Here is a 24,660-nt window from a genome sequence, read left to right as displayed (position 1 = left end):
TGCCCTGTGAAAGACAGATGTGATGACCGCTCAAGACACGTTCCCCCCAGCCCTGCAACGCATCCGCGCCGATGTGCGCGCCATGCATGCCTACCATGTCCAGGATTCCAAGGGTCTGCTGAAGATGGACACCATGGAGAACCCCTACCGCCTACCCGCCGAGCTGCAGCAAAAGCTGGGTGAGCGGCTGGGCGCGCTGGAGATCAACCGCTATCCGGGCGAGCGGCTGGAAACGCTCAAGAAGATGCTGGCCGACTATGTCGGCGCGCCCACGGGCTCGGCCGTGCTGCTTGGCAATGGCTCGGACGAGATCATCACCTTGCTGGCGCTGGCCACCGCCCAGCCCCATATCGAAGGCCGCGCCAAAATGCTGGCGCCCATGCCGGGCTTTGTGATGTACCCCATGTCCGCCCAGCTGCAGGGCCTGGACTTTGTTGGCGTCAACCTGACCGCGGATTTTGACCTGGATGTACCAGCCATGCAGGCCGCGATTGCCGCGCACAAGCCCGCCATCACCTACATCGCCTACCCCAACAACCCCACCGCCACCTTGTGGGACGAGGACAAGGTCCAAGCCGTTATCGACGCCGTGGCCCAGATCGGTGGCTTGGTGGTGATGGACGAGGCCTACCAGCCCTTTGCCAGCCGCAGCTGGATAGAGCCGATGCGCGCCGACCCTGCGCGCAATGCCCATGTGCTGCTGATGCGCACCTTGTCCAAGTTCGGTCTCGCTGGTGCGCGCCTGGGTTACCTGGTGGGGCCGGCGGTCATCGTCAATGAGATCGACAAGGTGCGCCCGCCGTACAACATCAGCGTGCTCAACTGCGAGACGGCCATTTTTGCGCTGGAGAACGAGGCACTCTATGCCGAGCAGGCCCGCGCCATCCGCGCAGAACGCCAGCCGCTGATCGATGCGCTGCAGGCGCTCAGCGGCGTGCACAAGGTCTGGCCGTCGGAAGCCAATATGGTGCTGCTGCGCGTGGCCGATGCGGGCAAGGCGCAGGCGGCGATGAAGGCGCGTGGCGTGCTCGTCAAGAATGTGTCGGCCATGCACCCGCTGCTGGCCCAATGCCTGCGGCTGACCGTGGGCACCCGTGAAGAAAATGCCCAGATGCTGGCCGCGCTCAAGGAGTCTTTATGAATAATTTGGTGCACACCCCATCGACCGCTACGCCGCTGCACCGCACGGCCGAAGTGGCCCGCAATACCGCCGAAACCCGCATCCAGGTGCGCATCGATCTGGACGGCACGGGCAAGGCCCGGCTGAACTCGGGCATCGGCTTTCTGGACCATATGCTGGACCAGATCGCGCGCCATGGCCTGATTGACCTGGATATCGAATGCGCAGGCGACCTGCACATCGACGGCCACCACACGGTCGAGGACATCGGCATCACCCTGGGCCAGGCTTTTGCGATCGCCATTGGCGACAAAAAGGGCATCCGCCGTTACGGCCATGCCTATGTGCCGCTTGATGAGGCGCTGAGCCGCGTGGTGATCGATTTCTCCGGTCGCCCCGGTCTGCACATGGATGTGAAGTTCACGTCCGGCAGCATTGGCCAGCTTGATACGCAGCTGGTGTACGAGTTCTTCCAGGGCTTTGTGAATCATGCTGGCGTGACCTTGCATATCGACAACCTCAAGGGCTTCAATGCCCACCACCAGTGCGAGACCATCTTCAAAGCCTTTGCGCGCGCATTGCGTTTTGCGCTGGAGCATGATCCGCGTATGGCCGGTGTGATTCCGTCCACCAAGGGCTCGCTGTAAGCTGCCGTTGGCGTCAGTCGCTACACTCCTTTCTTGCTATGACAACTTCATCCAATACCGTCGCCGTGGTGGATTACGGCATGGGCAATCTGCGCTCGGTATCGCAGGCCGTGCAGGCGGCCGCTGCGGGTAGCTCGGTGACCGTGGTGGTCACCGCTGACCCGGAGGTGGTGCGGGCGGCCACCCGCATCGTGCTGCCGGGCCAGGGCGCCATGCGCGATTGCATGGCCGAGCTCAAGGCCTCGGGCCTGCAGGACAGCGTTCTGGAGGCCGCGCGCAACAAGCCGATGTTCGGCGTCTGCGTGGGCATGCAAATGCTGCTGGACCACAGCGAAGAGGGCGATACCCCGGGCCTGGGCCTGATTGCCGGCCAGGTGCGCAAGTTCCAGCTGGCGGGCCGCACGCAGGCTGATGGCAGCCGTTTCAAGGTGCCGCAAATGGGCTGGAACCAGGTGCAGCAGCAGGCCCATGGCGGCCAGCCGCATCCGGTTTGGCAAGGGGTGCCGGACCAGTCCTATTTCTATTTTGTGCACAGCTTTTATGCGGCGCCTGCCAGCGATGCGCAGTGCCACGGCTGGGCCGAGTATGGCGAGCGCTTTGCCTGCGCCATTGGCCGTGACAACATCTTTGCGACCCAGTTTCATCCAGAAAAAAGTGCGGACCAGGGCCTGGCCCTCTACCGCAACTTCTTGCACTGGAACCCTTAATTCTTTCATCGACAACCAGCCAGCCCACTACCATGCTGCTCATTCCTGCGATTGACCTCAAGGACGGTCACTGCGTGCGCCTCAAACAAGGCGATATGGACCAATCCACCACCTTTGGTGAAGACCCGGTTGCGGTCGCGCGCCGCTGGTTCGATGCGGGCGCCCGCCGCCTGCATCTGGTGGACCTCAACGGCGCCTTTGCCGGCCAGCCCAAGAACCTGTCGGTCATCAAAGCCATCCTGAAAGAGTTTGGCGACGAGCTGCCGGTGCAACTGGGTGGCGGTATCCGCGATCTGGACACCATCGAGAAATACATCGATGCCGGCATGCAGTACGTCATCATCGGCACCGCTGCGGTCAAGGACCCGGGCTTTCTGCAGAACGCCTGTACCGCGTTTGCCGGCCACATCATCGTGGGCCTGGATGCCAAGGACGGCATGGTGGCCACTGACGGCTGGAGCAAGATCACCCAGCATTCCGTCATCGATACCGCCAAGCGTTTTGAAGACTGGGGCGTCGAATCCATCATCTACACCGATATCGGCCGCGATGGCATGCTGACCGGCATCAACATCGAGGCCACCGTCAAGCTGGCCCAGGCGATCAAGATCCCGGTGATCGCATCGGGCGGCCTGTCGGGCATGGCCGATATCGAGGCGCTGTGCCAGGTTGAATCCGAGGGGGTGGAAGGGGTTATCTGCGGACGCGCCATCTACAGCGGTGACCTGGACTTTGCAGCAGCGCAGGCACGCGCAGACGCTTTGAACGAAGGCCGCTGACCTGCACAGCCAGCCGCTTCGGCACCCTCCAGCGCCAGGCCACCTAACGGTGGCCTTTTTTATGCCTGTGTCATTTGAAACAGTTTGTATACACGATTCGGGGCTTGTCCCTGTTTGGGGTGTGGGACCTGGCCTACACCGCGCTTTTAAGTCGATGTGGTGACTACGGATTTAAGAAATGTCAACAAATGCTAGTTGTTACCTGAGGCTGCTTCTGATGACGCACAAAGGTTTCAGATAACTGTGGCTTATCGGACAATGGACACTTGGTCAGGATGCCGGAATCTATAGAAGTCTTGGATAGCGCATTCTGCAAGACCTCTTAGAAAGCCCCCTTGTGATACTCGTGACTGGTGGAGCCGGCTATGTTGGCTCTCATATCTGCATTGCCTTGGCGGAAGCCGGCATGCCGTTCCTGATTCTGGATAACTTCAGCAATGCAAGGCGTTCGGTCATCACAAGGCTGGGCAAAATCCTGGGCTTTGCGCCGCCCTGCATCGATGCCGATGTGCGCGATGTTGCGGTGCTGGAGCAGCTGTTCGACGAGCAGCATTTCGATGCCGTGATCCACAGCGCTTTTCTGACCGCTTCTGCCGATGCCGCGCGCGAGCCGCTGCGCTACTACGACAACAATGTCTCGGGCACCGTGGGCCTGCTGCGTGCCATGCAGACCGCCGGTTTGCGCAATCTGGTGGTTTCGTCCTCCTCCATCGTCTATGGCGATCCGGCGCCGGTGCCGGTACGTGAAGACGCTGCCTTGTCTGTCTGCACGCCTTACGGCCAGACCGCGCTGATGGTGGAGCAGGTGCTCAGCAGTCTGGATGAGGCCTCGCCCAAGCGCTGGCGCATGGCCTTGCTCCGCAGCTTCAATGCCGTGGGCTGCCATGACAGCGGCCTTATTGCCGAAGACCCGCCGCGCATGTCCTCCCATGTCGCTCCCTATCTGGCCCAAGTAGCTGCTGGCAAGCGCGATGGCCTGCGTATTTACGGTGGCGACTACCCCACGCCTGATGGAACTCCCGTGCGCGACTACCTGCATGTGATGGACCTGGCCCGCGCCTATGTGGCGACCCTACAGTACCTACGGGGGCATGCCGGCCTGTCTCGCTTCAATATTGGCTCGGGCCAGCCCACCTCGGTGCTGGGACTGGTTCGTGCGTTTGAGCATGCCAATGGCCGTGCCGTGCCTTTCCGCATTGGTGCGCGGCGCCCAGGTGATGCCGCCCACTGCTGGGCCGATATCTCGCAAGCCCGCACGCAGCTGGGATGGCAGCCCAAGCTGGGCCTGGATCGCATGATGGAAGATGTCTGGCGCTGGCAGATCGGCGTAGGGCGCAGCGTGCACTGATGCCTGGGCATCAACCGAATGAACGGCCTGGCAGCCTCGTGTTGCCGGGCCTTTTTTCTGGCCTGCAGACTCCGCACCTCGGCTAGGCGTGGTATTGTTTTGGCCGTCTGGCGATATCTTCGCCATAGCCCTATCTGCAACGAGATCCCCCATGCTTGCCAAACGCATCATTCCCTGCCTGGACGTCACCGGCGGCCGCGTCGTCAAAGGTATTAATTTTGTCGAGCTGCGCGATGCCGGCGACCCGGTGGAGATCGCGGCGCGCTATAACACCCAGGGAGCGGACGAACTGACCTTTCTGGACATCACCGCGACCAGCGATGGCCGCGATCTGATCCTGCCGATCATCGAGGCCGTGGCCAGCCAGGTGTTCATTCCGCTGACCGTGGGTGGTGGTGTGCGCACGGTGGCCGATGTGCGGCGCCTGCTCAATGCCGGTGCCGACAAGACCAGCTTCAACTCCGCCGCTATTGCCGACCCGGCTGTGATCAATGCGGCCAGCGACCGCTATGGCTCGCAGTGCATCGTCGTCGCGATCGATGCCAAGCGCCGCCAAGGTCAGGACGTCATCGAGCGCGGCGAGGGCTGGGATGTCTACAGCCATGGCGGGCGCAAGAACACCGGGATGGACGCCGTGCGCTGGGCCAGCGACATGGCCGCGCGCGGCGCCGGTGAGATCCTCCTCACCAGCATGGACCGCGATGGCACCAAGTCGGGCTTTGACCTGGCCTTGACCCGTGCCGTGGCCGATGCCGTCGGTGTGCCGGTCATCGCCTCCGGCGGCGTGGGCAACCTGGACCATCTGGCCGATGGCGTGCAGCAAGGCGGTGCCGATGCGGTGCTGGCGGCCAGCATCTTCCACTACGGAGAATTCACCGTGCAGCAGGCCAAAGAGCGCATGCGCGAGCGTGGTATCCCCGTACGTTTGTAAAGCAGCGCGTTCTTGTTTTCTCTTATCCCTGAAGCGGCGCCCTTGGCGCCGCTTTTGCTTGGCTGTGTCGTTGTGCAGGTTTAGCCAGAACTGCCTGGCTGGGTCTGCCCGGCCGAGTCGGTTCAGTCGGGCAGGCATCGTCGGGGCGGCTGAGGTGTTTAGGTCCCTACGAGCAGATCGCTCCAACATGCCCTGATTCCAGGCTCCATAGAGCTGCCCCAGCTGGCGACGCCCAACTTTACATTCCCCGCTTGGCTCCTTCTCAGGGCGTGCATACCTGAGCCGGGCCTGCGCATTTCTGCCTGTACTTGTTGTCTCATTGATTTCGGCTATTTCTCTCTGTGCCGGCTTGGTCCATCCGAGCTGCTGCATGCGATGAATGGCTGAAAGGGTTGAGGTGCTTGGCAGGTGCATTCGTTGCGGGAGAGACAAGTTCTGAGCAGACCTCTTTCGCGTCGTCATTACTGATCAACACACCTATAAAAATGATTGATTTAATCGATCACAAATGACAGTTTGCAATTTTTGACAATGTTTCCAAAGTTAAAACACACTCGAGAAATGCAAGGTGCTATAAACCCGAGCTATCTATTTTTAGTCACAGTTTGTTTCGGTTGTCGGCAGGGTGCTGGTGTAAAACCCGTGGGCAATTGCAAAAGAACTATGAAAAAAAAGCGTCGCTGATCTGGGCCTGGCGACGCTTACAAAGGGCTGGGAGTTGTTGGATATGTCGGTGTTTGGGATATGCGTTACGCAGGTTTCGTCCTGCCTGTCTGCTTTTCGTTCATTGCGCACACGTGCCGCCATGCTGGCGGCATTGCTGCTTCTGCCAGTCAGTGTTTGGGCGCAGGTTTGTGCTGCACCTGGCAAGGATGGTGCGGGCACAGCAACCGGCATAGTGAATAGCTACTATCCAGGCACTACGGCATCCCTGAATGCTGGCAGTACCAGCTTGACCATTGGTGCAAGAAATACGGCAGGCGCGACGACTGCGTTCGCGGCCAATGACCTCATGCTGGTCATCCAGATGCAGGACGCCAGCATCAATGCCGCTAACTCCAGTGCCTACGGCAGCGGTGGCACCGGTGGCACCGGTGGCCAGGGTTCCACCAATGTCAACAACTCCGGTCTGTATGAGTTTGTCCGTGTGGTTTCGGTTTCCGGGTCCACCGTCACGTTCACGCCGGCGCTGACCAATAACTACCGCAACGCAGCGACTAACGCCACTTCTGGCCAGAAGACCTACCAAGTTGTGCGTGTGCCCCAGTACACCAGCGCGTCGGTAAGCGGGGTTACAGCACCGGCGTGGAATGGCGCCACCGGTGGCGTTGTTGCCATTGATGCCCGCGATACGCTGACACTGAATGGCGCTACCGTGGAAAACCAGGCAAACCGGGCTATTTTCCTGGCGGGCAAGGGTTTCCGAGGCGCGGCAGCCAACAGTGCGGCCACGCTCGGCTCGCGCGATGATTGGATGGGTACCTACGCGGCTGCTGGCGGTGGTGGTGGCAAAGGTGAGGGCATCGCGGGAACGCCTCGTTTCATGGCCAGCAAGGGCACCGCTTATGGCGCCAAGCTGACCAATGCAGTGCTCAACGGCGGCATCACTCAGCTGGACAATGTAGAAGAAGGCTATCCAGGAGGATCGCGTGCGCGCGGTGCGCCAGGCAATGCCGGCGGTGGTGGCGCAGATGGCGCAGCCGCAGGCGTGAACAACAACAATTACAACTCCGGTGGTGGAGGTGGTGGCAATTACGCTGCGGGTGGCGTTGGTGGCCGTCCTTGGGCTTTTCCGCTGGTAGACAGTGGTGGTCGCGGCGGCGGTGGCTATGTAGGCACAACTGCCTTCAACCGCATTTTCCTGGGTGGCGGCGGTGGCGCAGGCAGCACCAATAACGGTACCGCCGACAACGCGGCCTATAGCAACAACGGCATTGCTTGTTCAGATGGCGATGGCCGCTGTTCATCCGGCGCCTCTGGCGGCGGTATTGTCATTTTGCGTGCGCAAAATGTTACCGGTACCGGTGTGATCGACGTGCGCGGCGCGAATGGCTACAACGTCCTTAACGATGCAGCCGGTGGCGGCGGTGCGGGCGGCTCGGTAGTGATCCATACGCTCGACGGCGGCTCTGCGGCGATTGATGCCAGCGGCGGTGACGGCGGAAATGCCTGGGCTGGCAACCAGACCAATACCGCCAACCGCCATGGCCCTGGCGGCGGCGGTGGCGGCGGCTTTATCGCCTTTTCTCCGTCGAATATGGCGGTCAGCACCACGATCAGTGGCGGTACCCCCGGTTACACGACCAACGGCACTACCGACAACTACGGCGCCTTTGGTAACCAGGGCGGCATTGCCGCGTTCCAGTCACCGAATGCGCCCGGCACCTTGCTAGGCGCTGCCTGTGCGGTCGACCTGCGTCTGACCAAGAGCAATGGTGCCAATATCGTCAATGCGGGCGGAACCACCACCTATACGTTCACCGCCAGCAATGTAGGCGCATCCGCCAGCAGCGGAACCATCACCGTGGTGGATAAGCTGCCTTTGGGTGTGACGATTCCCGCGGCTTCCATCCCTCTGACAGGCGCCAATGCGGCGAACTGGAGCTGTTCTGGCGCCGCAGGTTCCCGCTTGATCACCTGTACCAGCTCTACTGCCATTGCAGCAGGCGGTAGCAGTGTGTTTGGTGTAACGGTGAATATTGGTTTGCAGACGACGACGGGCACCATCGCCACCAACCGAGCAAAAATCGGTGGTGGTGGCGATCCGCTCAATGGCACTGCGCCCACAGAAGCCAACGTAGATGCCTGTACAGGTAACCAAACTCCTGCGGGTTGTGCGCTGGATGTCGATGCAGTGAACTCACCGCTGCTGAGCTTGACCAATAGCGACAACACCGATGTGGTGCTGACTGGGGGTACAACCACTTATGCGTTGACCGTCAGCAACGTCGGCAATGCACCCACGGTAAACACGATCACCGTGGTGGACGTTCTGCCCACCGGCATGTCCTATGGCGGTGCGACCACCTTCACCAGCGGTGGCTTCAGCTGTACTTACACCTCTGGCACCACAAGCTTCAGCTGTACCCGCTCCACACCGATTGCAGCCGGAGACAGTGCTGTCATCTCGTTGCCAGTGTCGATTGCCAGCACGGCACCCAGCGCACTGGTCAACCTCGCCCGTGTCGGCGGTGGCAGCGATTCGAGCAAGCCCAATGCCCCCACGGTGGCTACTACGCAGACCTGCTCACCTGCCATCGCCTCTGAAATTGCCACCGGTTGTGCTGCAGATACTGATTCGGTCAAGCGTGTTCAACTGAGTCTGACCAAGGACGATGGCCGCTTTGGCATCTATGTCGGTGGGACGACTACCTACGCCTTCCAGGTCAGCAACACCGGTGACGCCGACTCTGTAGGTACCATCAACTTCCGCGATGTGCTGCCCACGCCGATGAATTGGCCCGCAACGCTGACCAAGACCGGCCCGAATGCCGCAGACTGGACCTGCACCCGGGCGAGCAACACGGCAGTCAGCTGTACATCGACCACGGCGATTGCGGCGGGAGGCGTGAGCCAATTCAGTCTGTTGGCCAATGCCGGTGCTATGACCAGCGGCGATCAGTACATGAACAAGGCCATGGTTACCGGCGGTGCTGATGCTGTTCTGGGCGCCACGGCACCCACGAATGCGCAAGTCAATACCTGTACCAACAACAGCATTCCTGCCGGTTGCGCTGTTGACCTGAACACGGCACAGACGCCACCCACCGTGCGGCTGACCAAGGCCCACTCCAACCCCCAGTCAAAAGCGCCCGGCGATACGGTTGCCTTTACGCTGACAGTCGCCAACTCCGCGACTGTCGAAGCCTTGGCCAATACTGTGCGTGTGGTCGATGTGTTCCCTACGGGGCTGAGCAATTTCACCGTCACCGCTACACAGGGCATCTTCAGCTGCGCGATGGGCTCGGGCGGCGACAGCAATGTGCTTACCTGCAACAACACCGGCGGCGCATTGGCGGCCAGCACCAGCGCCACCATCGCCGTGACTGCCACCGTATCGGCCAACACCAGCACCACCTTGGTCAACAAGGCCCAAGTGGGTACGGACAATACCGACCCCACCAACAGCAGCTACCCGACCAGCACAACGGTGGCCGCCTGTACCGCTGTGAATACGCCTACGGCAGGCTGCGCCATTGACTCGATTCCGGTGGTGCCTTCAGCCACCTTGACGGTGGTCGCCAGCGTGGCAAGCCGGATCAACGGCACTGACCAGTTCACGGTCGCGATCAGCAACGGCCCCAATGCGACCACGTCGGGCACCAACGCCAGCGCAAGCACCGCAGCCTTTGCCGCGACCCCGGGCACCAGCTTCACCTTGAGCGAAACCGCTTCTGGCACGACCGAGCTGGCGCGTTACACCACCACCTACGCCTGTACCAATCCCACCGCTGGCGGCACCACGGTGGCCCCGGGCACGGGCACGACGCTGAACGTGACGCCGAAGGCAGGCGATGCCATCACCTGTACCTTCACCAATACCCCGATTGCGCCACGCCTGACTCTGGCCAAGACCATCGTCTCGCGTGCATCGGCATCCGACCAGTTCTCGGTGGCGATCAGCGGCGGCCCCACCGCATCCACCACCGGCACGGGCACGACGGCCAGCACCACGGCCTTCACGGCTGCTGCTGGCACCAGCTATACCCTGAGCGAATCTGCGACCGCTGGCGCCAATCTGGCGCGCTACACCAGCAGCTACAGCTGTACCAACGCAGGCGTTGCCGGCACGGTTATGCCTTCGGGCACGGGCACCAGCTTCCCCTTGACGCCCCAGGCCGGCGACAACATCAGTTGCACCTTCAGCAACAGCGCCATTGCGCCCAAGCTGACAGTCAACACCGTCGTGTCGGGCCGCATTCTTGGCACCGACCAGTTCACCGTGGGTATCAACAATGGCGGCCCTAGCGCCTCCACCAGCGGTGTGCAAAACACCGCCTCGGCAGGCCCGACCACCGCAACGGCTGGCACCACCTACCTGCTGACGCAGACCGCTGCCGGCACGCCTGCGACCAACCTGGCCCGCTACACCACCACCTATGCCTGCACCAATGCCACTGCGGGTGGCACCAGCGTGGGTTCGGGCACGGGTACGTCCATCTCGGTGACCCCCCAGGCCGGTGATGACATCAGCTGTACCTTCACCAACACGCCGATCTACCCCAAGCTCAGCGTTACCAAGGCTGCATCGCCCACCAGCTTTGTGGTGGGGGCCAGCAGCCAGAGCTACCGCATCACCATTGCTGTGACCAATGGCCCGACCACCGCAGCCATCAGCATTGCCGACAGCCTGCCCACCGGCGTGACCTTGTCCGGCGTGCCCACCGTCAGCGGTGCTGCCACCTTGAGTGGTTGCAGCACCAGCGGCAGCAGCATTGGTGCTTGCCAGCTGGCCAGCGGCTTGTCCGATGGCAGTTATGTGCTGACGATCCCCGTGTCGGTCGCATCGTCGGCCACCAGCACGGGTGCTGGCAACACTGCCAACCTGGGCGGCGGTGGTGACCCCACATGTACCGCTGCAGCGACAACTGAAGCCTGCGATCCCACCACAGGTGTGGTGACCGTCAAGACCCCGGCCAATGTCAGCCTGGTCAAATCCGGCGCTGCCACTGCCGTAGCTGGCAACAGCTATGTCTACACGCTGGCGCTGACCAACAGCGGCCAGACCGCTACCGCCTCCAACGTGGTGGTGCGCGACCAACTGGCCACCGGCATGGTGGCTACCGCTGTCACTGGCGCCAACTGCGGCACCCTGCCCAGCGCAGCTGGTGCCCTGCTGACCTGTACCGTTGCCGATCCGATTGCTGCCGATGGCGGCTCTGCCAGCATCCAACTGACCGTGACCATGCCAAGTGGTGGCGGCAATGTCGTCAACTATGCGGCCACCCATCCATCGGGCAGTGGCAACCCCGGGGTCAATCCAGGTGCGGCTTGTACCAATGGCACCACCGTTGTCTGTGCCAGCTCGACCACGGCATCCAGCACCCCCGCGAATGTCAGCCTGAGCAAAACCGGTGCGGCCACTGCGCTGACCGGCTCCAGCTACGTCTACACCCTGACCCTGAGCAACAGTGGCCAGTTGGCTACCGGTAGCAACCTGGTCATCAAGGACAAACTGCCCGCAGGCGTAGTAGCCACCGCAGTGAGCGGTGCCACTTGCGGCGCACTGCCCAGCAGTGCTGCAGCTCTGCTGACCTGTACCGTTGCGGGCCCGCTGGCCGCCGGTGCAACGGCCAATGTCCAGCTGACCGTCACGTTGCCTGGTACCGGCGGTACCTTGGTCAACTACGCGGCCACCAACCCGACCGGCGCGGGCGCCCCCGGCGTGGACCCCAGTGCCAGCTGCGTCAGCAGCGCCACCACCTATTGCACCAGCCATAGCCTGTCGGTCAACACCCCGGCTAGCCTGGCAACCACCAATGTCTTGACGGCAGTGAACGGCGCAGCCGTGCCCGCTAACTACCTGGCCAAGCCCGGCGATGTGCTGACCTATACCGTGACCGTCGTTAATAGCGGTGGCACCGCAGGCTCTACCGACGTGGGCCAAACCGTGCCAGCCGGTACCACCTATACGGGCAGCGGCCAAGGCTGGGGTGCAGGTTGCACCACGGCGGGCACGCAATGCTCGCAAACCGTGCCAGTTGGCGCAAACCAAAGCAGCACGCTGACCTACACCGTCACCGTTGCCAGCCCAGGCAGCACTGCCACTATCGTTGACACCGCCACCAGCTCGGTGGGCACCTGCACGACTTGCCAGGTCACTACCGGCACGCAACAGGCCGACATGGATGCCAGCATCTCGGTCAGCCCAGGCACCACCAGCGCGACGGGGGTGGAGCTGACCTACACCAGCATCTGCAAGAACATCGGCCCGCAAACCGCCTTGAACGCTGCTTGCACGGTGACCGCTCCCGCTGGCGCCTTGACGACCTGTACGCCCACCAGTCCTGCTGCAACGCTCGCTTCCGGGTCCAGCATCACCTGTACCACCAAGCTCACACCGAGTGTCGTGGGTGACTACGCCGTGAGCGTTGCCACCAGCAACACGCTGTATGACGCTGTACCTGGCAACAACTCGGCCACCGCGACCGTGAAGGCCAACACGCCAGCAGCCCTGCGTATCGTCAAGAGCCTGGCGCAAGTCAATGGCGCGGCTGTGCCAAATAACTACGTGGCCAAGATCGGCGACACGCTGACCTATGCCATGTTGGTGACCAACACCGGTGGCACAGCCGGTACCACGGTTCTGACCGAAACCGTGCCAGATGGCACCCGGTTTGTTGGCGTCAGCAGCAACCCAAGCCAAGGCTGGAGCCAGGCACCACAGGCCTGCGCAGTCGCAGCCAGCACCTGCACGCAAAGCGTGTCCGTACCGGCACAAAACGCCCAAGGAGTAGCTGGTCAGCAGACAGTGCAGTTCACCGTGGAAGTGCTTGCCCCAGCGACCAGCAACGGCAAGATCACCAACACCGTGAGCAGCGACATTGCTGCAGCTTGTACTTCCGGTACTTGCGCGGTCGAGACGGCCAATGCAGTGGCTGATATGCAAGCGCAGATCAGCTCCATCCCCGCTACGGCGGTGGTCGTGGGTCAAAGCGTCACCATAACCGGCACCTGTACCAACAACGGCCCCGCCAATGCGGTGAACGCCAGCTGCGCGATGACCGTAAACAATGCGGGCACCAGCATTGCCGGCACCTGCAGTGCGAACACCAACCTGGCAATGGGCTCAAGCTTGAGCTGCACTGCCACCTTCAATGCAGGGCAGGGCGCGATCAGCGCCACCATCAATACCAGCACGCAAAGCTACGAGAGCAACACGGCCAACAACACGGACACCAAGTCCACGGTGGGTAACACGCCAGCCAGCCTGGCAACCACCAACGTCTTGACGGCTGTGAATGGCAGCCCTGTGCCAGCTGGTTATCTGGCCAAGCCAGGTGATGTGTTGACCTACACCGTGAGCGTCACCAACAGTGGTGGTACCGCCGGCTCCACCAACGTGGGCCATACCGTACCGGCAGGCACGACCTACACCGGAACGGGTGAGGGTTGGAGCGCAGGTTGCGCGGCAGCGGGTACGCAGTGCGCGCAGACTGTGCCAGTGGGTGCAGGCGAGACCAAGACGGTGCAGTACACGGTGACGGTTGCCAACCCAGGTACAACTGCGACCATCGTTGACACTGCCACCAGCTCGGTGGGCACCTGCACAACGTGCCAGGTCACTACCGACACGCAGCAGGCAGACATGGCGGCCAGCGTGACCGTGACGCCAGGCGCTATCAGCACCACCGGTGTGGAACTGATCTACACCAGCGTGTGTAAGAACAACGGCCCACAAAGCGCGCTCAATGCAGCTTGCGTGGTGACCGCTCCAGCGAATGCCGTGACGACTTGCGCGCCAACGACACCAGCAGCAACGCTTGCCTCGGGCTCCAGCATCACCTGCACCACCAAACTCACGCCAAGCACGGCGGATGACTATGCCGTGAGCGTTGTGACCAGCAATGACTTGTACGACAAAGCGCCCGCTAACAACACTGCGAACACCAGCGTCAAGGTGAACACGCCAGCAGCGCTGAACATCGTCAAGAGCTTGGTGCAAGTCAATGGCTTGGCTGTACCGCAGAGCTACGCGGCCAAGATTGGCGACAAGCTGACCTACGCGATGGTGGTGACCAACACCGGTGGCACTGCGGGCACTACCGTGCTGACCGAGACCGTGCCTGAAGGCACTAAGTTTGTCGGCGGAAATGCTCCTGACCTGACCCAGGGCTGGAGCGAAGTACCTCAGAAGTGCGACGCAGCAGGTACCAGCTGCGAGCAAAGCGTGAACGTGCCAGCGCAAACTGCCGAAGGTCCAGGAGAGAAGACCGTTGAGTTCACCGTGGAAGTGATTGCGCCTGCCACCAGCAACGGCAAGATCACCAACACCGTGGCCAGCGACATTGCTGCAGCTTGCGCAGGCAACGCCTGCTCGGTTGAGACCGACAACGCGGTTGCAGACATGCAAGCGCAAATCACCTCCATCCCAGCTACGGCCGTGGTGGTTGGTGACAGCGTGACCATCACGGGCCTGTGTACCAACAACGGCCCAGCCAGTGCAGCAAGCGCTAGCTGCGCCATGGTTGTCAGCAACGGTGGTGCATCCATCACTGCGACTTGCGATGCAGCCCGGACCTTGGCAGTGGGCGAGACGCTGAGCTGCTCGGCGACCTTCACGGCAGCCGAAGGCACGATCAGCGCAAGCATCAATGCAGCAGCTCAAAGCTACGAGTCCAACACCGCTAACAACACGGACAGCAAGTCCACGGTTGGCAACACCGCCGCTAGCTTGGTGACCACCAATGTGTTGACCGCAGTGAACGGCGCAGCAGTGCCAGCTAACTACCTGGCCAAGCCAGGTGACGTGCTGACCTACACCGTGACGGTTGTGAACAGCGGCGGTACTGCAGGCAGCACCGACGTGGGCATGACCGTGCCAGCAGGCACCACCTACACAGGCACCGGCCAAGGCTGGGGCGCAGGCTGCACGGCAGCGGGCACACAGTGCGCGCAAACCGTACCAGTGGCGGCGAACCAAACCAGCGCGGTGACCTACACCGTGACCGTTGCGAGCCCAGGCACGACTGCGACCATTGTGGACACTGCTACCAGCTCGGTGGGCACCTGCACCACTTGTGTGGTGACGACCAACGCGCAAAGTGCAGATATGCAGGCTACTGTGACGGTCACGCCAGGCACGACCAGCACGACCGGCATTGAACTGACCTACACGGCCATTTGCAAAAACAATGGCCCACAAGCAGCACTGAACGCATCTTGCGTGGTGAGCGCACCAGCGGGCGCATCGGCAGCAATCTGCACGCCAACGAGCCCAGCGGCGACCTTGGCTTCGGGCGACAGCATCAGCTGCGTCACCAAGCTCACGCCAAGCACCGCTGGTGATTACGCAGTGAGCGTTACCACGGGCAACACGCTGTACGACGTAAATACTGGCAACAACACTGCCAGCACTAGCGTCAAGGTCAACACGCCCGCTGACCTGCGCATCGTCAAGAGCCTGGTGCTGGTCAACGGCGCCGATGTGCCAGCCAACTACGCAGCCAAGATCGGCGACAAGCTGACCTACGCGATGTTGGTGACCAACGCCGGCGGCACCAGTGGCACGACGGTCTTGACCGAGACCGTGCCAGAAGGTACCCAGTTCGTGGGCGGCATCGCTCCTAATGAGAGCCAGGGCTGGAGCCAAGTAACGCAAGTCTGCGACGCAGCAGGAAGCACCTGCACGCAAAGCGTGACGGTGGCAGCCCAAGGCGCCGATGGCGTGGCCAGCGAACAGACCGTGCAGTTCACTGTCGAGGTCGTTGCACCGGCTACGACGAATGGCAAGATCACCAATACGGTGCTGAGTGATGTGGCAGCTGCTTGCGCAGGCGCCAACTGCAGTGTGGAGACGGCAAATGCTGTCGCCGACATGCAAGCGCAGATCACTGGCATCCCAGCCTCGGCTGTGGTGGTGGGTGACAGCGTGACCATCACTGGCGTATGTACCAACAATGGCCCAGCCAATGCGGTCAATGCCAGCTGCGAGATGACCGTGAACAACGGTGGCACCAGCATTCCAGCCATCTGCGGTGCGAACGCCAACCTGGCAGTGAACGACAGCATCAGCTGCTCGGCGACCTTCACGGCAGCCGAAGGCACGATCAGCGCAAGCATCAATGCAGCAGCTCAAAGCTACGAGTCCAACACCGCTAACAACACGGACAGCAAGTCCACCGTTGGCAACACCGCCGCTAGCTTGGTGACCACCAATGTGTTGACCGAAGTGAACGGCGCAGCAGTGCCAGCTAACTACCTGGCCAAGCCAGGTGACGTGCTGACCTACACCGTGACGGTTGTGAACAGCGGCGGTACTGCAGGCAGCACCGACGTGGGCATGACCGTGCCAGCAGGCACCACCTACACAGGCACCGGCCAAGGCTGGGGCGCAGGCTGCACGGCAGCGGGCACACAGTGCGCGCAAACCGTACCAGTGGCGGCGAACCAAACCAGCACAGTGACCTACACCGTGACCGTTGCGAGCCCAGGCACGACTGCGACCATTGTGGACACAGCTACCAGCTCGGTGGGCACCTGCACCACTTGTGTGGTGACGACCAACACGCAGCAGGCAGACATGGTGGCAAGCGTGACGGTCACGCCAGGCACGACCAGCACGACCGGCATTGAGCTGACCTACACGGCCATTTGCAAGAACAATGGCCCACAAGCAGCACTGAACGCATCTTGCGTGGTGAGCGCACCAGCGGGCGCATCGGCTGTAGTCTGCACGCCAACGAGCCCAGCGGCGACCTTGGCTTCGGGCGACAGCATCAGCTGCGTCACCAAGCTCACGCCAAGCACCGCTGGTGATTACGCAGTGAGCGTCACCACGGGCAACACGCTGTACGACGTAAATACTGGCAACAACACTGCCAGCACTAGCGTCAAGGTCAACACGCCCGCTGACCTGCGCATCGTCAAGAGCCTGGCGCTGGTCAACGACGCTGCTGTGCCAGCCAACTACGCAGCCAAGATCGGCGACAAGCTGACGTACGCAATGTTGGTGACGAACGCAGGCGGCACCAGTGGCACGACGGTCCTGACCGAGACCGTGCCAGAAGGTACCCAGTTCGTGGGCGGCATCGCTCCTAATGAGAGCCAGGGCTGGAGCCAAGTAACGCAAGTCTGCGACGCAGCAGGAAGCACCTGCACGCAAAGCGTGACGGTGGCAGCCCAAGGCGCCGATGGTGTTGCTGGTCAGCAGACCGTTGAGTTCACCGTGGAAGTGATTGCTCCAGCGACCAGCAACGGCAAGATCACCAATACGGTTGAGAGCAGCGTAGGCGCAGCTTGCACCTCCGGTACTTGCTCGGTCGAGACTGCTAACGCAGTGGCCGACATGCAAGCGCAAATCACTGGCATCCCAGCCTCGGCTGTGGTGGTGGGTGAGAGCGTGACCATCACTGGCGTATGTACCAACAATGGCCCAGCCACTGCGGTCAACGCCAGCTGCGAGATGACCGTGAACAACGGTGGCACCAGCATTCCAGCCATCTGCGGTGCGAACGCCAACCTTGCAGTGAACGACAGCATCAGCTGCTCGGCGACCTTCACGGCAGCCGAAGGCACGATCAGCGCAAGCATCAATGCAGCAGCTCAAAGCTACGAGTCCAACACCGCTAACAACACGGACAGCAAGTCCACCGTTGGCAACACCGCCGCTAGCTTGGTGACCACCAATGTGTTGACCGAAGTGAACGGCGCAGCAGTGCCAGCTAACTACCTGGCCAAGCCAGGTGACGTGCTGACCTACACCGTGACGGTTGTGAACAGCGGCGGTACTGCAGGCAGCACCGACGTGGGCATGACCGTGCCAGCAGGCACCACCTACACAGGCACCGGCCAAGGCTGGGGCGCAGGCTGCACGGCAGCGGGCACACAGTGCGCGCAAACCGTACCAGTGGCGGCGAACCAAACCAGCGCGGTGACCTACACCGTGACCGTTGCGAGCCCAGGCACGACTGCGACCATTGTGGACACTGCTACCAGCTCGGTGGGCACCTGCACCACTTGTGTGGTGACGACCAACGCGCAAAGTGCAGATATGCAGGCTACTGTGACGGTCACGCCAGGCACGACCAGCACGACCGGCATTGAGCTGACCTACACGGCCATTTGCAAAAACAATGGCCCACAAGCAGCACTGAACGCATCTTGCGTGGTGAACGCACCAGCGGGCGCATCGGCTGTAGTCTGCACGCCAACCAGCCCAGCGGCGAGCTTGGCTTCGGGCGACAGCATCAGCTGCGTCACCAAGCTCACGCCAAGCACCGCTGGTGATTACGCGCTGAGCGTTGCCACCAGCAATGATCTGTACGACGCAACGCCAGCCAACAACACGGCTAACACCAGCGTCAAGGTCAACACGCCAGCGGCACTGAACATCGTCAAGAGCTTGGTGCAAGTCAACGGCGAAGATGCGACTGCTGGCTATGCCACCAAGATTGGCGACAAGCTGACCTACGCGATGGTGGTAACCAACACCGGCGGCACCTCTGGCACGACGATCCTGACCGAGACCGTGCCAGAAGGTACCCAGTTTGTGGGCGGCACCGCTCCTAATGAGAGCCAGGGCTGGAGCCAAGCACCGGCCTGCGGCGCAGCAGGTAGCACCTGCGAGCAAAGCGTGACGGTGCCAGCGCAAAGCGCTCAAGGTGCTGCCGGTGAACAGACCGTTGAGTTCACCGTGGAAGTGATTGCCCCAGCGACCAGCAACGGCAAGATCACCAATACGGTTGAGAGCAGCGTAGGCGCAGCTTGCACCTCCGGTACTTGCTCGGTCGAGACTGCTAACGCAGTGGCCGACATGCAAGCGCAAATCACTGGCATCCCAGCCTCGGCTGTGGTGGTGGGTGAGAGCGTGACCATCACTGGCGTATGTACCAACAATGGCCCAGCCACTGCGGTCAACGCCAGCTGCGAGATGACCGTGAACAACGGTGGCACCAGCATTCCAGCCATCTGCGGTGCGAACGCCAACCTTGCAGTGAACGACAGCATCAGCTGCTCGGCGACCTTCACGGCAGCCGAAGGCACGATCAGCGCAAGCATCAATGCAGCAGCTCAAAGCTACGAGTCCAACACCGCTAACAACACGGACAGCAAGTCCACCGTTGGCAACACCGCCGCTAGCTTGGTGACCACCAATGTGTTGACCGAAGTGAACGGCGCAGCAGTGCCAGCTAACTACCTGGCCAAGCCAGGTGACGTGCTGACCTACACCGTGACGGTTGTGAACAGCGGCGGTACTGCAGGCAGCACCGACGTGGGCATGACCGTGCCAGCAGGCACCACCTACACAGGCACCGGCCAAGGCTGGGGCGCAGGCTGCACGGCAGCGGGCACACAGTGCGCGCAAACCGTACCAGTGGCGGCGAACCAAACCAGCGCGGTGACCTACACCGTGACCGTTGCGAGCCCAGGCACGACTGCGACCATTGTGGACACTGCTACCAGCTCGGTGGGCACCTGCACCACTTGTGTGGTGACGACCAACGCGCAAAGTGCAGATATGCAGGCTACTGTGACGGTCACGCCAGGCACGACCAGCACGACCGGCATTGAGCTGACCTACACGGCCATTTGCAAAAACAATGGCCCACAAGCAGCACTGAACGCATCTTGCGTGGTGACCGCTCCAGCGAATGCCGTGACGACTTGCACGCCAACCAGCCCAGCAGCGACCTTGGCTTCTGGCTCCAGCATCACCTGCACGACCAAGCTCACGCCAAGCACGGCGGGTGACTATGCCGTGAGCGTGGCTACGAGCAATAACCTGTATGACCGTGATACGGCCAACAACACGGCTACTACAACTGTCAAGGTGAACACGCCAGCAGCGCTGAACATCGTCAAGAGCTTGGTGCAAGTCAATGGCGCGGCTGTGCCAGCCAGCTACGCCACCAAGATTGGCGACAAGCTGACCTACGCGATGTTGGTGACCAACACCGGCGGTACTGCGGGCACTACCGTGCTGACCGAGACCGTGCCTGAAGGCACTAAGTTTGTCGGCGGAAATGCTCCTGACCTGACCCAGGGCTGGAGCGAAGTACCTCAGAAGTGCGACGCAGCAGGTACCAGCTGCGAGCAAAGCGTGAACGTGCCAGCGCAAACTGCCGAAGGTCCAGGAGAGAAGACCGTTGAGTTCACCGTGGAAGTGATTGCGCCTGCCACCAGCAACGGCAAGATCACCAACACCGTGGCCAGCGACATTGCTGCAGCTTGCGCAGGCAACGCCTGCTCGGTCGAGACCGACAACGCGGTTGCCGACATGCAAGCGCAGATCACCTCCATCCCAGCAGGCGCTGTGGTAGTGGGTGACAGCGTGACCATCACTGGCGTATGTACCAACAATGGCCCAGCCAATGCGGTCAATGCCAGCTGCGAGATGACCGTGAACAACGGTGGCACCAGCATTCCAGCCATCTGCGGTGCGAACGCCAACCTGGCAGTGAACGACAGCATCAGCTGCTCGGCGACCTTCACGGCAGCCGAAGGCACGATCAGCGCAAGCATCAATGCAGCAGCTCAAAGCTACGAGTCCAACACCGCTAACAACACGGACAGCAAGTCCACCGTTGGCAACACCGCCGCTAGCTTGGTGACCACCAATGTGTTGACCGAAGTGAACGGCGCAGCAGTGCCAGCTAACTACCTGGCCAAGCCAGGTGACGTGCTGACCTACACCGTGACGGTTGTGAACAGCGGCGGTACTGCAGGCAGCACCGACGTGGGCATGACCGTGCCAGCAGGCACCACCTACACAGGCACCGGCCAAGGCTGGGGCGCAGGCTGCACGGCAGCGGGCACACAGTGCGCGCAAACCGTACCAGTGGCGGCGAACCAAACCAGCACAGTGACCTACACCGTGACCGTTGCGAGCCCAGGCACGACTGCGACCATTGTGGACACAGCTACCAGCTCGGTGGGCACCTGCACCACTTGTGTGGTGACGACCAACACGCAGCAGGCAGACATGGTGGCAAGCGTGACGGTCACGCCAGGCACGACCAGCACGACCGGCATTGAGCTGACCTACACGGCCATTTGCAAGAACAATGGCCCACAAGCAGCACTGAACGCATCTTGCGTGGTGAGCGCACCAGCGGGCGCATCGGCTGTAGTCTGCACGCCAACGAGCCCAGCGGCGACCTTGGCTTCGGGCGACAGCATCAGCTGCGTCACCAAGCTCACGCCAAGCACCGCTGGTGATTACGCAGTGAGCGTCACCACGGGCAACACGCTGTACGACGTAAATACTGGCAACAACACTGCCAGCACTAGCGTCAAGGTCAACACGCCCGCTGACCTGCGCATCGTCAAGAGCCTGGCGCTGGTCAACGACGCTGCTGTGCCAGCCAACTACGCAGCCAAGATCGGCGACAAGCTGACGTACGCAATGTTGGTGACGAACGCAGGCGGCACCAGTGGCACGACGGTCCTGACCGAGACCGTGCCAGAAGGTACCCAGTTCGTGGGCGGCATCGCTCCTAATGAGAGCCAGGGCTGGAGCCAAGTAACGCAAGTCTGCGACGCAGCAGGAAGCACCTGCACGCAAAGCGTGACGGTGGCAGCCCAAGGCGCCGATGGTGTGGCCAGCGAACAGACCGTGCAGTTCACTGTCGAGGTCGTTGCACCGGCTACGACGAATGGCAAGATCACCAATACGGTGCTGAGTGATGTGGCAGCTGCTTGCGCAGGCGCCAACTGCAGTGTGGAGACGGCAAATGCTGTCGCCGACATGCAAGCGCAGATCACCTCGATCCCGGCAGGCGCTGTGGTGGTGGGTGACAGCGTGACCATCACTGGCGTATGTACCAACAATGGCCCAGCCAATGCGGTCAACGCCAGCTGCGAGATGACCGTGAACAACGGTGGCACCAGCATTCCAGCCATCTGCGGTGCGAACGCCAACCTGGCAGTGAACGACAGCATCAGCTGCTCGGCGACCTTCCCGGCAGCCGAAGGCACGATCAGCGCAAGCATCAATGCAGCAGCTCAAAGCTACGAGTCCAACACCGCTAACAACACGGACAGCAAGTCCACGGTTGGCAACACCGCCGCTAGCTTGGTGACCACCAATGTGTTGACCGAAGTGAACGGCGCAGCAGTGCCAGCTAACTACCTGGCCAAGCCAGGTGATGTGCTGACCTACACCGTGACGGTTGTGAACAGCGGCGGTACTGCAGGCAGCACCGACGTGGGCATGACCGTGCCAGCAGGCACCACGTACACAGGCACGGGTGAGGGTTGGAGTGCAGGTTGTGCAGCAGCATCGAGCACCTGCAACCAGACGGTAGCAGTGGGCGCAGGCCAGACGAGCACAGTGACCTACACCGTGACCGTTGCGAGCCCAGGCACGACTGCGACCATTGTGGACACTGCTACCAGCTCGGTGGGCACCTGCACCACTTGTGTGGTGACAACCAACACGCAGCAGGCAGACATGGTGGCAACCGTGACGGTCACGCCAGGCACGACCAGCACCACCGGCATTGAGCTGACCTACACGGCCATTTGCAAGAACAATGGCCCACAAGCAGCACTGAACTCATCTTGCGTGGTGAGCGCACCAGCGGGCGCATCGGCTGTAGTCTGCACGCCAACGAGCCCAGCGGCGACCTTGGCTTCGGGCGACAGCATCAGCTGCGTCACCAAGCTCACGCCAAGCACCGCAGGTGACTATGCAGTGAGCGTTGCTACCAGCAATAACCTGTACGACGCAGCACCAGGCAACAACACTGCAACGACGACCGTCAAGGTCAACACGCCAGCAGCGCTGAACATCGTCAAGAGCCTGGCGCTGGTCAACGACGCAGCAGTCCCAGCCAACTACGCAGCCAAGATCGGCGACAAGCTGACCTACGCGATGTTGGTGACCAACGCCGGTGGCACGGCCAGCACCCTGGTGCTGACTGAGACCGTGCCCGAAGGTACCCAATTTGTGGGTACTGCAGCCGACCCAAGCCAGGGTTGGAGCCAGGCACCGGCCTGCGACGCAGCAGGTAGCACTTGCGAGCAGAGCGTGACCGTGCCAGCGCAAAGCGCTCAAGGTGCTGCCGGTGAGCAGACTGTTGAGTTCACCGTGGAAGTTCTTGCCCCAGCAACCAGCAACGGCAAGATCATCAATACGGTTGAGAGCAGCATCCCCGCTGCTTGCATCTCCGGTGCTTGCTCGGTGGAAACTGCTAACGCAGTGGCCGACATGCAAGCGCAGATCACCTCGATCCCGGCAGGCGCTGTGGTGGTTGGTGAGAGCCTGACCATCAGCGGTCTGTGCACCAACAATGGCCCGGCGGATGCGGTTAACGCCAGCTGCAAGATGAGCGTGAACAACGGCGGCTCGGTGATCACTGCGATCTGCGATGCGGGCAAGACGCTGGCTGTGGCCGAGAGCCTGAGCTGCTCGCTGACGTTCACTGCTGCGGAAGGTTCCATCAGCGCAAGCATCAGTGCAGAGACGCAAAGCTACGATAGCGACACCGCGAACAACAGCGATGCCAAGGCCGTCAATGGCAATACGCCATCGGCAGTGACGGTGACCAATGTGCTGGTGAAGGTGAATGATGCGCCGGTACCTGTCGGCTATGTGATCAAGCCTGGTGACAAGCTGACCTACCAGGTGCAGGTCAGCAATACGGGCGGCACGCCTGGTGCAACCGTGCTGACGGAGACGGTGCCCGCGGGTACCCGCTATGTTGGCACGGATGAAGGCTGGGGTGCCGGTTGCGCCGCAGCGGCAAGCAGCTGCAGCCGACCAGCGACGGTGCCGGGCGGTAGCCCACAAGCACCTGGTACGGTGACCTTTGAGTACACGGTGCGCGTGGACGACACGGTGGCAAGCCCTAACGTCGTCAACACCGTGGGCAGCAGCGCACCTGGCAGCTGCAGCGCAGCATGCTCGGTAAGCACACCAACGCAAGCCGCGGATATGCAAGTGAGCATGCCTGCGACCATCGACGCCAAGGTGGGTGTGGAGTTCACGCTGACCTCGGTCTGCCGCAATGCAGGCCCTGCAACGGCTACCAATGCGCGCTGCGAAGTGAGCGGCGCGCCAGCCGGTGCCGTCACGGCGTGCACGCCTGCTCAGCCGGTGTCTGCGCTGGCGGTGGGCGAATCGATCACCTGTACGACCAAGTTCAAGCCGACCTCGACGGCAGCCATCACGATCAGCACCCGCGCCAGCAGCGATGTGTATGACCCGGTGGCGGCCAATAACGAGGCCACGTCCTCGGCGCTGTTTACCAACACGCCGCCCACCGATGTCAAGCGGGTGCCAGTGAACGCCGCTTGGGCGATGGCTTTGATGGCACTGCTGCTGATGCTGTTGGCTGGCAAGGCCATGCCACAGCGCCAGGGCCGTCGTCGCCAAGACTGATTGTTCTTCGCCTCAGCCTGACCGGCCCGGTTGCATTCCTTGCACCGGGCCGGTTTCTTTTGCGGCTGTTTTCCCCCTGCATT

Annotated in this window: 7 protein-coding genes; all 7 read left to right on the top strand. The window is 61.8% G+C overall.

All coding sequences use genetic code 11. The features are described from left to right. Positions 1-22 precede the first annotated feature (22 nt). Positions 23-1,141 (top strand): histidinol-phosphate transaminase, encoded by a 1,119-nt coding sequence (gene hisC / locus HS961_RS21365; protein WP_182325447.1) that lies wholly within the window; start codon positions 23-25, stop codon positions 1,139-1,141. After that, positions 1,138-1,767, top strand: coding sequence for an imidazoleglycerol-phosphate dehydratase HisB (hisB, locus tag HS961_RS21360; RefSeq protein WP_182325446.1), 630 nt, complete (start codon positions 1,138-1,140; stop codon positions 1,765-1,767). The genes hisC and hisB overlap by 4 nt, the downstream gene beginning before the upstream one ends. Before the next feature lie 38 nt (positions 1,768-1,805). Continuing rightward, the gene (hisH, locus tag HS961_RS21355) at positions 1,806-2,474 is read left to right on the top strand and encodes an imidazole glycerol phosphate synthase subunit HisH (RefSeq protein ID WP_182325445.1); all 669 of its coding nucleotides are present in this window, start codon (positions 1,806-1,808) and stop codon (positions 2,472-2,474) included. 32 nt (positions 2,475-2,506) lie between these two features. Further along, positions 2,507-3,253: a 1-(5-phosphoribosyl)-5-[(5-phosphoribosylamino)methylideneamino]imidazole-4-carboxamide isomerase gene (gene hisA / locus HS961_RS21350; protein WP_182325444.1), complete on the top strand. Its 747-nt coding sequence runs from the start codon at positions 2,507-2,509 to the stop codon at positions 3,251-3,253. Between the two features lie 337 nt (positions 3,254-3,590). Beyond that, positions 3,591-4,601: a UDP-glucose 4-epimerase GalE gene (gene galE, locus HS961_RS21345; RefSeq protein ID WP_182325443.1), complete on the top strand. Its 1,011-nt coding sequence runs from the start codon at positions 3,591-3,593 to the stop codon at positions 4,599-4,601. 151 nt (positions 4,602-4,752) lie between these two features. Next, complete coding sequence (gene hisF, locus HS961_RS21340; protein WP_182325442.1) at positions 4,753-5,532, top strand: imidazole glycerol phosphate synthase subunit HisF; 780 nt, start codon at positions 4,753-4,755, stop codon at positions 5,530-5,532. A 1,012-nt stretch (positions 5,533-6,544) separates the two neighbouring features. Beyond that, a complete protein-coding gene (locus tag HS961_RS21335; protein WP_182325441.1) occupies positions 6,545-24,577 on the top strand; it encodes a DUF11 domain-containing protein in 18,033 nt (6,010 codons plus the stop codon). Positions 24,578-24,660 lie beyond the last annotated feature (83 nt).

This window comes from Comamonas piscis, from assembly GCF_014109725.1.
In the GTDB taxonomy this organism is placed as follows: domain Bacteria; phylum Pseudomonadota; class Gammaproteobacteria; order Burkholderiales; family Burkholderiaceae_C; genus Comamonas; species Comamonas piscis.
The sequence above is the reverse complement of the archived record's forward strand: the minus strand, read 5'-3'. Positions and strand labels throughout refer to the sequence as shown.